The 12,449-nt window shown below is 60.3% G+C and carries 12 protein-coding genes; 10 read left to right on the forward strand and 2 right to left on the reverse strand.

Annotated elements, in window-relative coordinates:
• Window positions 1-41: 41 nt before the first annotated feature.
• Complete coding sequence (locus AC1DLT_RS20615; protein ID WP_477487986.1) at window positions 42-533, reverse strand: hypothetical protein; 492 nt, start codon at window positions 531-533, stop codon at window positions 42-44.
• Window positions 534-938: 405 nt separating this feature from the next.
• On the opposite strand from AC1DLT_RS20615, the gene AC1DLT_RS20620 reads away from it, so the two are divergent.
• The 7 genes from AC1DLT_RS20620 (at window position 939) to AC1DLT_RS20650 (ending at window position 9,493) form a co-directional block, all read left to right on the forward strand.
• On the forward strand, window positions 939-1,949 hold the full coding sequence (locus tag AC1DLT_RS20620; RefSeq protein WP_477487987.1) for a LacI family DNA-binding transcriptional regulator: 1,011 nt from the start codon (window positions 939-941) through the stop codon (window positions 1,947-1,949).
• A gap of 41 nt (window positions 1,950-1,990) precedes the next feature.
• Complete coding sequence (locus tag AC1DLT_RS20625; protein WP_477487988.1) at window positions 1,991-3,265, forward strand: ABC transporter substrate-binding protein; 1,275 nt, start codon at window positions 1,991-1,993, stop codon at window positions 3,263-3,265.
• Between the two features lie 181 nt (window positions 3,266-3,446).
• Window positions 3,447-4,298, forward strand: a complete 852-nt coding sequence (locus tag AC1DLT_RS20630) for a carbohydrate ABC transporter permease (RefSeq protein ID WP_040124232.1) — start codon at window positions 3,447-3,449, stop codon at window positions 4,296-4,298.
• Complete coding sequence (locus AC1DLT_RS20635; RefSeq protein ID WP_040124231.1) at window positions 4,295-5,152, forward strand: carbohydrate ABC transporter permease; 858 nt, start codon at window positions 4,295-4,297, stop codon at window positions 5,150-5,152. Before AC1DLT_RS20630 ends, AC1DLT_RS20635 begins: the two co-directional genes overlap by 4 nt.
• A 13-nt stretch (window positions 5,153-5,165) precedes the next feature.
• Entirely contained in the window at window positions 5,166-6,224 is a 1,059-nt protein-coding gene (locus AC1DLT_RS20640) for an ABC transporter ATP-binding protein (RefSeq protein ID WP_477481823.1), read from the forward strand.
• Window positions 6,225-6,243: 19 nt separating this feature from the next.
• Complete coding sequence (locus AC1DLT_RS20645) at window positions 6,244-7,500, forward strand: MGH1-like glycoside hydrolase domain-containing protein (RefSeq protein WP_477487989.1); 1,257 nt, start codon at window positions 6,244-6,246, stop codon at window positions 7,498-7,500.
• 427 nt (window positions 7,501-7,927) lie between these two features.
• Entirely contained in the window at window positions 7,928-9,493 is a 1,566-nt protein-coding gene (locus tag AC1DLT_RS20650) for a sensor domain-containing diguanylate cyclase (RefSeq protein WP_477487990.1), read from the forward strand.
• Window positions 9,494-9,578: 85 nt separating this feature from the next.
• Here AC1DLT_RS20650 and AC1DLT_RS20655 read toward each other — a convergent pair whose 3' ends face one another.
• Window positions 9,579-10,238 (reverse strand): TetR/AcrR family transcriptional regulator, encoded by a 660-nt coding sequence (locus AC1DLT_RS20655; protein ID WP_477487991.1) that lies wholly within the window; start codon window positions 10,236-10,238, stop codon window positions 9,579-9,581.
• Window positions 10,239-10,401: 163 nt separating this feature from the next.
• On the opposite strand from AC1DLT_RS20655, the gene AC1DLT_RS20660 reads away from it, so the two are divergent.
• The 3 genes from AC1DLT_RS20660 (at window position 10,402) to AC1DLT_RS20670 (ending at window position 12,426) form a co-directional block, all read left to right on the forward strand.
• Entirely contained in the window at window positions 10,402-11,091 is a 690-nt protein-coding gene (locus tag AC1DLT_RS20660; protein WP_477487992.1) for a hypothetical protein, read from the forward strand.
• A gap of 252 nt (window positions 11,092-11,343) precedes the next feature.
• Window positions 11,344-11,802 carry a hypothetical protein gene (locus tag AC1DLT_RS20665; protein WP_040124223.1) on the forward strand — a complete coding sequence of 153 codons (459 nt, stop codon included), beginning with the start codon at window positions 11,344-11,346 and terminating at the stop codon, window positions 11,800-11,802.
• A gap of 93 nt (window positions 11,803-11,895) precedes the next feature.
• Window positions 11,896-12,426: an imm11 family protein gene (locus AC1DLT_RS20670; protein ID WP_477487993.1), complete on the forward strand. Its 531-nt coding sequence runs from the start codon at window positions 11,896-11,898 to the stop codon at window positions 12,424-12,426.
• The last annotated feature ends 23 nt before the right edge of the window (window positions 12,427-12,449 follow it).

Raw genomic sequence — 12,449 nt, forward strand, 5'->3', positions numbered from 1 at the left:
GGCGGGCGGCTTGAAGGGAACGGCGCTTAGTTCGGAGACACTCAGGAGGAGCCGTCGAATATCTTTCGGCAGATGGCCAGCATATGCCGGTTGTAATCCTGGTTGCGCATGGCGTTTTCAAAAATCCGACGCATGATCGGGTGCTCCCGATACTTGAGCAATGTATTCTCCCAATCGACAATCAGGTCTTCCCGATCCTTCTGCGACATGCCGAGATCGATGGCCTGGTTATGGGCAATAAAGACCATGCGCGAAACCTGCCCAAACAGTCGCTTCATGAAAATAAAGGCTGCCAGATCCTCGTCCTTCCAGGAAGGGTCGATCTCGGGCGCATAAGCCTGCCTGATAACTGCTGGGGGAGCATTGATGAGCGTTTCCATAGCGCGGTCGAACTGACCTTCTGCCTGCAGGATGAAGTTGACGGCGGCAGTGTCGGATTGTTTTTTTGCCTGCCGGCGAACCAGCCGAAACTGCCGAATGGCGAGAAGTATAGCGATGGGCGTTGAGATGCTCGCGAGCGCCTGCGCCACCATCAACACGGTCTGAAGCGAAAATTGCATGTGATCCTCCAGGAACGGCTTGCGCTTACCATGAAGCTTATGGAGGGACAACGATGGCGGCTCGTCCGGCCACCTCGGAGGCGGACGTGGACATTGGCGCGGACCAACGTTCAGCCTGCCTTAAACTCCTGAAGGAATAGAACTGGCGACCACTGCCAAAGAGCCGTTTAAATCGTAGAACCCATTGAATATAGCCGCTCAGTTTCAGACTGCCGGCTAATGGTTTTCTTCGAGATTTCCATGAGCAATGCGACGTCCGACAAAACCTAGCCGTACTGCCGGGTGGGCCGGCGATGGCGCCGGACCGAGCCTCCAAAACGTTTTGGTTGACTCCCAAAACGTTTTGGAGGAAGTTTATTCTAATTCGGGAGGAAGATCTTGGCCAATCTGAAACAGCTGGCACATTCGCTCGGACTGTCGATTACCACTGTGTCCCGGGCACTTGATGGTTATCCCGACGTGTCCGCGGCCACCCGCGAGCGGGTTCGCGAGGCGGCGGAGACTGCAGGTTATCGGCCGAATGCGTCTGCTCGTCGGTTGCGCAAGCAGCGCGCGGAACTGGTCGCCGTGACGCTGCCGAGTGATCCTGGCCACGTCGGCCCTCCTCATTTCCTCGACATGCTGTCAGGCTGCGCCGAACATCTCGCCGCGGCCGGTCTCAATCTCGTTATCGCGCCTGTGCCACGGGGTGTCAGCGAACTTGAGATATGCCAGCGCTTCGTCGATGGGCGCCGCGTCGATGCCATGCTGCTGGTCCGCACCAAACGGAAGGACGAGCGCGTCGAATACCTTCAGTCGCGGGGCATTCCCTTCGTCACCAACGGCCGCACCGAAAGCCTGATCCCCCATCCGTTCATCGATGGCGACGGTTTTGCCGGATTCCACGCCGCAACGCTGCGCTTCCATGCAGCGGGGCATCGGCGCATTGGTCACATCGCCGGGCCGCAGGAATATTACTTCGCGCATGTCCGTCGCCGCGGCTGGCAGGCGGCGATGGAGGAATGCGGGCTTGCGACCGATCTCTGCGCCGAAGGAGCGCCGCTCGAACAGGGCGGCTATCTCGCAGCGCTGGAACTTCTGCGCCAGCCGTCGCGTCCGACGGCCCTTGTCTGCGCCACCGACGAAATGGCGATCGGCGCGCTTCGGGCACTGCGCGAGGTCGACGGCGGCAGCCAGATCAGCATCGTCGGTCATGACGACCTGTCGATGGGCGCCTTCACCAGCCCGCCGCTCTCGACCATGCGCATGACCGGCGAGAACCTCGGTGCGACCTTCGCCTCGTTGCTCCTGCGCGCCATCGCGGGAGAGCCCGCCGAAGACCTTCAGGAGCTTCACGCGATCGAATTTGTCGACCGCGACAGCCACCGCCGCCCACCCGTGGCCGCATAGACAGCAACGCATTCAAGACGAACAAAATAAAGGAGGAGAAGATGAAACATATCGTGTCACTTACAATTCTGGCTTCGACCGTGCTGGCGTTTGCCTCGCCGGTGCTTGCCCAGACGGTTTTCGTATCCACCCAGCTTCGCCCGATCGAGGAGGCGACCGTGGTCCGGCAGGACCTTTTGAAGGATGCCGGCAAGGTCGATTACGTGGTTGAAGAGCCGCCGCAGTTTGCAGTGCGCATGGAAGCCGAAGCGCAGGCCGGCAAGCACACCGTCAGCCTCGTCGGCGCGCTGCATGGCGAGCTTTCGCCGCTCTCCGACAAGGGCCAGCTCGAACCGCTCGACGAGCTTGCCAAGAAGCTCGCCGCCGGCGGCATGCCGCAATCGGTCCTCGATCTCGGCAAGCTCGGCAAGCCGACGCAGCAGTATATTCCGTGGATGCAGGCGACCTATGTCATGGCCGCCAAGAAGGACGCCCTGCAATACCTGCCGAAGGGTGCGGATATCAACGCCCTGACCTACGACCAGCTGATCGAGTGGGGCAAGAACATGCAAGCTGCCACCGGCCAGCCGCAGATCGGTTTCCCGGCTGGTCCGAAGGGCCTGATGGCCCGTTATTTCCAGGGCTATTTCTATCCGTCCTTCACCGGCGGCGTGGTGCGCACCTTCAAGAATGCAGATGCCGCAGCCGGCTGGGAGAAGCTGAAGGCGCTCTGGGCCTATGTCACCCCGAACTCGACCAATTACGATTTCATGCAGGAGCCGCTGGCCTCGGGCGAAGTCATGGTCGCCTGGGACCATGTCGCTCGCCTGAAGAACGCCATCTCGGCTGCGCCGGATGACTATGTCGTCTTCCCGGCACCGGCCGGCCCGAAGGGGCGTGGCTACATGCCGGTTCTGGCCGGGCTTGCGATCCCGAAGGGCGCACCCGACACGGCAGGGGCCACGAAGGTCATCGAAACGCTGACGACAGAGAAGACCCAGCTGCTGACGGCTTCGAAGGTCGGCTTCTTCCCGACCCTCAACGTCCAGCTGCCGCCGGACCTCGACAAGGGCGTCGCGCTTCTCGCCGGTGCGGTCACCAAGACGCAAGGCTCCAAGGATGCCGTGATCTCGCTTCTTCCGGTCGGTCTCGGCGACAAGGGCGGCGAATTCAACAAGGTCTACATGGACGCCTTCCAGCGCATCGTGCTGCAGAACGAGCCCGTCGCCGACGTGCTCGCCAAGCAGGGTGCCACCATGGCCAAACTGATGACCGACGCCAAAGCGCCCTGCTGGGCTCCGGACGCCAAGAGCGACGGCGCCTGCCCGGTTCAATAAGGCACCATCCGACAAGCCTCCCAAGGCTGATGGCATCCGGGCGCGAATGCCCGGATGCCAAATCCGAAGGAGCGGGAGCAGCGGACCGCACGGTGCCTGCATTCCGTCGCGATACGGGTGGCGGAGAGAGGAACAAGCCGATGTATGATCAATTCTCAAAGCCCCCTTGCGAGGGCAATCGATGACCCAGAACCGACCCTGGATCCCCTATCTGCTGATCCTGCCGTCAGTCGCCTTTCTGGCGCTGCTCTTCGTCGTGCCGCTGGTGCAGACGATCTGGCTGGCTCTCTCGGACAACGGCGCACCGTCGCTGGCGAATGCCGAGCGCATGGTGACCGACATCAATTTCACCCGCTCGGTCAGGAACACCTTTCTTCTGACGATCGTCGTCGTGCCGGTGCAGATCGCCATCGCGCTCGCCATGGGCACGATGGTCGCCAAGGTCGGCCGCGGCCGCGAGACCATTCTCTGGATCTGGACCATCCCGCTTGGCATTTCCGATCTTGCTGCCGGCCTTGTCTGGCTGTCGATCCTGCAGAATACCGGCTATTTCAACTCGCTCCTCTTCAGCCTCGGCGTCATCGGCCGGCAGGCGAGCTGGCTGTCCTACCAGACGCCGGTGGCGCTTTTCATCGCCATCGCAGTTGCGGAAATCTGGCGCGGCACGGCGATCGTCATGGTCATCATCGTCGCCGGCCTCAACCAGGTGCCGAAGGAATTCAAGGAAGCCGCCGAGATCTTTGGCGCGGGCCCATGGACGCGCTTCTGGCGTATCACCCTGCCGCTGATCCGGCCGGCTCTGCAATCGGCGCTGATCCTGCGCACCGTGCTCGCCTTCGAGGTGTTCGCGGTTGTCTACGCGCTCGGCGGGCGCAATTTCCCGGTCCTCGTCGGCGAGGCCTATAACTGGCAGAACCAGAACCAGAATTACAGCGTCGCGGCGGTCTACGCGGTGCTGATCATGATCATCTCGCTTGCCGCGACGCTGATCTATCTGAAGGCCCTGAAAGTCGATCCGGAGCGCCTGCCATGAGTACGGAAACCATGAGCGGGACGGAAACGGCTTCCCGTCCCGCAAGCTTCGCCTCCTCCCGCCGCTGGCTCCTGTGGAGCGGCATTGCGGCGCTCTGCGCCTGGGTTCTGGTGCCGATCTATCTGGTGGCGTTGGGGGCACTCGGCGGTCGCCAGGGTGTCTATATCTGGCCGAAGACGGGCCTGCCGACCGGGATTTCGCTCGAACCGTTCATTCTGTTCCTAAAGACCGAAGGCGTCGTCCAGTCTTTTCTCAACTCGCTGGGGGCAGCCGGCATCACGGTGGCGCTTTCCATCCTGCTGGGCGCGCCGGCCGGCTATGCACTGGCCCGCTACGATTTCCGGGGCAAGGACAGCTACCGGCTTCTGGTCCTGCTGACCCGCGCCTTCCCCTTGGCGATCCTGGCGCTGCCGCTCACCGTCTCCTTCATCCGGCTCGGGCTCTATGACACGATCATCGGCGTCGGCCTGATCCACACGGTCCTGGCGCTGCCCTTTGCGGCGCTCGTGACCCAAGGCATATTCCTTGGCGTTCCGAAGGAACTCGAGGAGGCCGCCTGGGTGTTCGGCTGCACCCGCGTCCAGGCCTTTTTCAAGGTGGTCGCGCCGCTGGCTTTGCCCGGCATCGTCGCCACGGCAGTGTTCGCCTTCGTCATCTCCTGGAACGAGGTGTTCGCCGCCTCGGTACTGACGGTGCGCAACCGCACGCTCACGGCCTATCTGCTGACGGTGCTGTCGGAAAGCCCGATGCATTACCGCTTTGCCGGCGGGCTTATGCTCATTCTCCCTTCCGTTGTCTTCATCTTCGCGGTCAGGCGTTACCTCTTCGCGATCTGGGGCATTTCCTCCAAATAACGGGACCATCGACATGGCCAATATTGTCATTGACCGCATCCGCAAGAGTTTCGGCGCTTTTCAGGCGCTGAAGGAGGTCTCGCTGACGATCAACGATGGCGAGTTCGTATCGCTGCTCGGGCCATCGGGCTGCGGCAAGACCACGCTCCTGCGCATCATCGCCGGTCTCGAAACCTCGACCTCGGGCGATGTCCGCATCGGCGACCGGTCGATCATCGGGCTGGCGCCCAAGGATCGCGGGCTGGCGATGGTCTTCCAGAACTATGCGGTCTTCCCGCATATGACGGTCTACGAAAACGTCGCCTTCGGCCTGCGCATGCAGAAGGCGGACGACGCGCGGGTGAAGGCGCAGGTGGAGAAGGCGGCCGGCCTGCTGCATATCGAGCCGTATCTCGACCGTTATCCGAACAAGCTTTCGGGCGGCCAGCGCCAGCGCGTGGCGGTCGCCCGCGCGCTGGCCGTCGAGCCGAAGGTGCTGCTGATGGACGAGCCGCTCTCCAATCTCGACGCATTGCTGCGGCTCGAAATGCGCACCGAACTGAAAACCGTGCTGCAATCGGCGGGTACGACGACGATCTATGTCACCCACGACCAGACCGAGGCGATGGGCCTGTCGGATCGTATCGCGGTCATGCACAACGGCGTCGTCGAGCAGGTCGGTCATCCGGTCGAGATCTACAATCATCCGGCCACGCGGTTCGTCGGCGGCTTCATCGGCAATCCTCCGATGAACTTCATCAAGGTGCCGGTCTCGAACGGCCGGGTGGCGGCGGGTGCTGAACAGCTCGCGGTGCCGGAAGATGTCGGCAATGAAATCGTGCTTGGGCTGCGTGGCGAAGCGGTCGAACTGGCGCCGCTGCCGCAGGGGATCGAGATGAAGGTACGGGTCGCCGAGCCGATGGGGTCGCATCTGCTCCTGACGGGCTCGATCCACGACCAGCCGGTGCGGGTCATCCTGCCTGCGTCCGAAACCGTGAGGAGCGGCGACACGATCGGCCTGAAGCTCGACCGTAAGCGCATCACCTGGCTTTCGCCCGAAAGCGGCAAGTCGTTTCCAGCCGTTTCGGCCTGAGCATACCGGAGTACCCGACATGAACGTGCATATCACCGAGGCGAAGCGCATCCTCGTCGCCAACGACCGCGGCGGCTATACGGTGCCGACCGACAGGCTCTACCCGTTCCAGTGGAACTGGGATTCCGCCTTCGTCGCCATGGGGTTCGCGCTTTATGATACCGACCGCGCCTATCGCGAGCTGGAACGGCTGATCGAGGGGCAGTGGGCGGACGGCATGGTGCCGCATATCGTCTTCCACCAGCCGAGCGACACCTATTTCCCGGGTCCGAACGTCTGGCGCACCCGTCACACGATCCCGACCTCCGGCATCACCCAACCGCCGGTCTTTGCAATCGCGCTGCGCAAGGTCTTCGAGGCGGCCGGCAGCGACGCGGAGGCCCGCACCCTGCCGCTCTACGAGGCCGCGCTGAAATGGCATCGCTGGTGGTATTCCGCACGCGATCCGCAAGGCACCGGCCTGGTCGCCCTGCTGCACCCTTGGGAAAGTGGCAGCGACAACTCGCCGGCCTGGGACATCGCGCTCGCCCGCGTGCCGACCACCACCGACACGCCGGTCGTACGCAAGGATACCGGCCATGTGAACGCCTCGATGCGCCCGCGCGACGAGGACTATAACCGCTTCATCCATCTGGTCGACACCTATGCCGCCTGCGGCTGGGATCCCGCAAGGCAATGGGAAAAGGCGCCGTTCAAGGTCGCCGAGATCCAGACCACCGCTATCCTGCTGAAGGCCGGCGAGGACCTCGAGCATCTCGCCCGCGAATTCGGCCGGATGGAGGACGCCGCCGAGATCGCCGCCTTCAACGCACGGACCCGCAAGGCGATACTCGCGCAGTGGCGCCCTGCCCTGTCGCGCTTCGTATCCCGCGACCTGATCTCCGGGGAGGATGTCGAGGCCGCCACGCAGGCCGGGTTCATCCCCCTCCTGTCGCTCGACCTGGAGAAGGGCATCGCCGATGCGCTGGTCGATGAGATGAAGGCTTGGTCGAAGGGCCTCAAGGTCGCCTTTCCGACCACCAAGCCGGGTATCGTAGGCTGGGAACCGAAACGCTACTGGCGCGGCCCGGCCTGGGCGATCATCAATTGGCTGCTGATCGACGGCTTCAAGCGCAACGGTCATCCGGAAGCGGCGGAAGAGCTGCGCAGATCGACGGTCGCCGCGATCGAGGCGGAAGGTTTTGCCGAATATTTCGACCCGGTAACGGGCGAAGGCTGCGGCGGCCTCGGCTTTTCCTGGACGGCCGCCGCTTATATGTGGCTTACGTGGACATAAGATCAGCGGAAAGCGGCAGATTGCGACATAGTCGAACGACTCGAGTGCTTGTTACCTGACATGCGCACGAGGCAAGATAAAAAATTCCAGTGCCCGTCTGATGCCAGGAGACGCCCGATGGAAAGGAATTGCTGCAAACGGAAAAGGAGTCACGCAACATCGGAACTCAACACCGGCAGGCGGCAGGCTTTTTCCACAGAATATACCGATCCGTTTGGAGCAAAAGCGTTTCCGTTTTTTCAGCCTCTTACGTCCGGATGCATAGAAACCTCTCTATAAATTTAAAGCAATATTAAGGGCCGCGCCGATCGTTGGGTCGACAGTGTTTGCCCGGCGTAGCCATATTCCCCGATCGTGAGTGCCTTTTATCTCGAGTGAGACTTGGCTCCCGCTCAGCAGTCGATTTCAGCCAGTAGCGGAGTTTCACATGTTCATTCGTGTACTCGATTGCATCAGCACCGATCATAATCCGACGCTTGTCGTCCTGGCGATTGTCGTCGCGCTCTTTTCGGGTTTTGCACTGTTCACCATCCTCGACCATGCTAGAGCGCGACATGGACGTATGAAGACCGTTTGGGTATTTGTGGCTGCCTTCGCGGCGGGTGGCGGAATTTGGTCGACGCACTTCATCGCCATGCTGGGTTTTCAACCTGCTGCGTTTGTCAGCTACGATGTAGGTCTCACAGCAATTTCGGCCTTTTTTGCAATTGCCTTTGCCGCAGCTGCCACGCCCCTGTTACTGTCGCCTGGTCTTGTCAACGCTCTCGCGGGCGGTCTTCTTCTCAGCGCCGCAATTGGCACCATGCACTTCATCGGCATGAGGGCTTTGCTATTTGCCGGCACTCTCGAGTGGCATTTGCCTCTCGTTGCGCTTTCGCTCTGCGCGGGCAGCTTACTGGTGATCGCGGCGACATTCGCTGGACGTCGACGTGCCTCGGTCGGATCTCGCCTTGCTGCGGGAACCTTATTCGGTGCAGCTATCTGCACACTGCATTTCACCGCGATGAGTGCCGCCCTTCTTAAGACAGACCCGTCTCTTCGAGTTGCGGATGGGAACCTGTCGGAATTTCTCCTCGGGCTCTCCGTTGCCGCGGTCACAACATTGATCGTGGTCTTCAGTCTGGTGACGGTTATGTTTGATCGACGTGCTCACGACGCGACCGCCGATGCCCAACAGATGCGATCAATTCTTGAGGCCGCACAGATCGGCATCCTTGTTTGTCAGGATGATGAGGTCATCTCGGCAAACAAGGCATTCGAGCGGCTCGTGGGCTGTGAAGGGTCGAGTATCGAAGGTCGTGCCGTTGCCGACTTTTTTGAACTCCCGGCAGGCGTCAATCGTCACACACCTCGCCTTTACGAGACCGAAGGGCAACTAAGGACGGCAAATGGGGTGCGGGTGGACGTTGCGCTCAACACAACACCGATCCTGTCGGGAGACACGTTGCGACATCTCGTCGAAGTTCGCGATATTGGCGATCATAAACGCGCTCGTGATCGCTTGGACTACCTCGCCAACCATGACGAGTTGACGGGACTTCCAAATCGCAGGCTGTTAAATGCCGAGCTGCGAAAAGAGGCGCTGTCCAATCAGGAGTTTGGGCTACTCTGGGTCGATCTCGATCGTTTCAAGGAGATTAATGACACGCATGGGCATGCGATCGGAGATGCTCTTCTCCACGCGGTGGCGCAACGCTTCCGCTTGGTTCTGGACGAGCGGCATTTGCTTGCGCGTGTCGGTGGAGATGAGTTTGTCGTTCTGTTCAGGCACTCATCAAGACAACGCGATCCCGCCAGCGCGGCTGAAAGCCTGTTGAAGGCAATGGTCAATCCGATTGTCGTCGACGGCCAAATTCTGGAGGTCGGGATTTCTATCGGTCTGGCAAGATACCCCCATGACGCGAAGTCGACAGACGCTTTGATGCGCCGAGCCGATCTTGCTCTTTATGAGGCAAAAAAGACCGGCCGCAGCCGCTACGCCGCCGCGTCGTGAGCCTTGCGTTGTCGGTTAGGTGGCGATACCGCCATGGCTCCTTCGCGGTTGCGCATCCACGGCCACCACCATCGCCGGTCGGCGATCAGATCGTCTCCTCTGGCAATGTGATCGGGGCTCTCCTGATTGACGAAATATAGTTCTTTAGGACCGTCTGAACGGTATCTTCTGCCGTCTGTCCGGGTATCGCCCACTGCGCGAAATGACCATCGATGTACATACGGGCAAGCCCGTAAACGAGCGCCCTTGCGGCAATTTGTGTTTCCATGATGTCGTTTGACTGAAGCAAATTTCGCCGCCTGGCCTCCAGCATCGCTCCTTCAACAAGCAGACGCACGGCGTCATTGTCCCGGCGTAGAGATTCAGAATTTTCCCAATCAATCAGGCTCCGCGTCGAGATGATCTGGAAGTGTGTCGGGTTTCGAATCGCCCATCGCAGATAGGCCACTCCCACCGCTGCAAACCGATCAACCGGATCGTCAGTGATAACAGCCTCCACCGCGTTGACGATCTCCAGCCTAAAACGCGCCATCGCCTGCTCAGCAACAGCTGTCATCAAAGCGGTCTTGTTGCTGAAGTGCCGGAAAGGGGCGCCTGGGGAAACGCCAGCCCGTTTTGCTACTTCTCGAACACTCACGTTGGCGGGGCCGTCCTCCTCGACAAGTTGAACAGCCGCATCGATCAGCGCCTGCCGGAGATTTCCGTGATGATAGCTTGGGCGATCTTTGCCCTGGTCTTCGCTCATAGGTGTTTCCGTTCAGTTGGATGGCATTCGGTATCACAACGACATGAGAAATGTAATCGCTGTTTACACTCCTCACAAATGAATGTAAGCAGTGATTACGGACGGGAACTGGAACACCTTGCGATCCTCGCAACTCTCTACTTTCCCGGATGGAGGAAACATCATGCTCGCGAAAAACACCCCTGCTTTATCGCCTACACCATCTGGCAACCTCGCAGTCTCCAGCTCCAGCACAAGGTTTCGGCCATTTTCGGCGATGTCCGGCGTTTCAGACGGTATCCTTTATCGTGTCGCAGCTGTCTGTGGAGTAGGAAGTGCAATCATACTGCTGATCAATGCGGCCAAGCGTAGCGGACTGATCGCGACCACCAATCTCACCCAAATTCTCGCACCCCTTGCCGAAATTCTGGCGCTTGGACTGATCGTCGGTTTGTTTCTATCCGTCGGCCGCCGTACCGGCCTGTTTGGGTTGATTGCCTTCGTTCTCAATTTCGCGGCCCTTGCGAGCCTGGAAGGGGTGGAAGTCGTCATCAATCTGGTATTTTCCAAACTTCCGATGGCAACCATCGTTGAGCTTCAGGCGGGACCGCTCGGGCTAGTCCTCGTGGCGAGTTCATTGCTGTTTCTCTTCGGGACGTGCGCGTTTGTAATCTCGCTTGTGATCGCAAAGGACGTACCCCGGATTCCACTTGCGCTCTATTTCCTAAGTGCGATGCCGATTGCCCTTCGCGCTTTCGTACCGGAACTGGCGCTTGACCTCGGCCTGGCAGGCCTGGCAGCCGCATTGATTTGTCTTTCGACGTGGCTATGGACGCGCGCAAGCACATTCGCCCAGCCGGCCTACGAAGTGTAGCCTCTGTGCGCTCACGCCGAAGCGATTGGCTTATGAGTGTGGCACGGCGCTGCGTTTATCGCCCTGGCGATCGGCGCGCTGTTCTCCTCCATCCTGCCGACCTTCCCCGCGAAAGCGTGCTCGTCGCCCTCCGGACACGCTTTCGCGACCGCCTTCCTCAAATGCGTCAATTCCTTCCATTGCGTTGCATCTGCTTCAAGCCTACGTAAGGGCAATGAAGACAATCATCAGCCACAACGTGCAGAGGCCATAATGGGTTGGCTGATCGGCGGCGCGATAGTTTTGATAACTTTCTTGTTTTCGCGCAGAGCTGGCGCCGTTGTGGTCGCTTCGCTCGCCGTTGCCTGGGTCGGACTTTGGCTCGTCACGGATCGTAAAAGCGAGCAGGAGCCCTCGAACCAATCCGTCTCTATCAATGCGAACCCCGATCCCCAGCTGTGTCCAAATCCGGATATGCCGATCTCGGTCCGGATTACCAATCATGCGGACACGGCCCTTCAGACTGTCTCATTCAGCCTAGTTGCCAAACAACGCAAGTCGATCGTTTACAGGGCGTCCCATACGAGTGATGAAGTCATCGCGCCGGGAGAGACCTTCTCGACGTGCTACGGACTAAACCCTCTTTCCTTTGCGATCCGCACTGTCCGCTATGAGCCGCGAGAACTGGATTGGGTGGGCGAAACTTCCCTAACCCGGTTTGCGAGCTCGTAAGCCGCGCTGCACGACCTTCGACATTGGTCCCGCCGGCCCTCCGCGCTGCCTGACCGGCCAGTTCTGACCATTGACCGCCAGGAGAACCGCGCTATGCCGTTGACAGTCTACAAGTTCGAGGTCATCGAAGGCCAGGAGTGGATATTCCCGGCTGATGACGACGACTATGAGACCTTCTCTGCGATGGATGGGCGCGTCATTCAGGATTGGATCGCTCCTGTCATGAAACTGGACACGGCGGATCGGACCTATTCCGATTTCCCCTGGCTAGGCGAGCACGCGCCGATCCTGAAAAGACCCGCAGTCGACGCACTGGCGCCGGTTCTCGTCGAGCATGGGCAGCTTCTGCCCATGAAGGGGGAAGAGGTTTGGCTTTTCAACACGACGACGGTCCTCGACGCGCTCGATCATGAACAGTCACGCATCGCCTATTTCGACAACGGAGACATTCTCGATATCGAGCGTCATATCTTCAGGAGGGAGAAAATTGGAGCCGCACAGCTCTTCAAACTGCCGACGCGGGCCTCGGCCGTCTATGTCACCGACAGTTTCGTGGAACAGGTCAGCAGCGCTGGACTTCGCGGTGTCTCGTTCATCCGCGTGTGGACGTCAGCAGAGAAATGAGCGGGCGCGCCAGGCTGGCTGAG

Source organism: Neorhizobium sp. 05N33 (assembly GCF_056397445.1).

Coding starts and splice junctions, on each gene's coding strand:
- AC1DLT_RS20660 (WP_477487992.1), top strand. CDS start 10,402: ATGCTCGCGAAAAACACCCCTGCTTTATCGCCTACACCATCTGGCAAC.
- AC1DLT_RS20645 (WP_477487989.1), top strand. CDS start 6,244: ATGAACGTGCATATCACCGAGGCGAAGCGCATCCTCGTCGCCAACGAC.
- AC1DLT_RS20655 (WP_477487991.1), bottom strand. CDS start 10,238: ATGAGCGAAGACCAGGGCAAAGATCGCCCAAGCTATCATCACGGAAAT.
- AC1DLT_RS20640 (WP_477481823.1), top strand. CDS start 5,166: ATGGCCAATATTGTCATTGACCGCATCCGCAAGAGTTTCGGCGCTTTT.
- AC1DLT_RS20625 (WP_477487988.1), top strand. CDS start 1,991: ATGAAACATATCGTGTCACTTACAATTCTGGCTTCGACCGTGCTGGCG.
- AC1DLT_RS20630 (WP_040124232.1), top strand. CDS start 3,447: ATGACCCAGAACCGACCCTGGATCCCCTATCTGCTGATCCTGCCGTCA.
- AC1DLT_RS20615 (WP_477487986.1), bottom strand. CDS start 533: ATGGTGGCGCAGGCGCTCGCGAGCATCTCAACGCCCATCGCTATACTT.
- AC1DLT_RS20670 (WP_477487993.1), top strand. CDS start 11,896: ATGCCGTTGACAGTCTACAAGTTCGAGGTCATCGAAGGCCAGGAGTGG.
- AC1DLT_RS20650 (WP_477487990.1), top strand. CDS start 7,928: ATGTTCATTCGTGTACTCGATTGCATCAGCACCGATCATAATCCGACG.
- AC1DLT_RS20665 (WP_040124223.1), top strand. CDS start 11,344: ATGGGTTGGCTGATCGGCGGCGCGATAGTTTTGATAACTTTCTTGTTT.
- AC1DLT_RS20635 (WP_040124231.1), top strand. CDS start 4,295: ATGAGTACGGAAACCATGAGCGGGACGGAAACGGCTTCCCGTCCCGCA.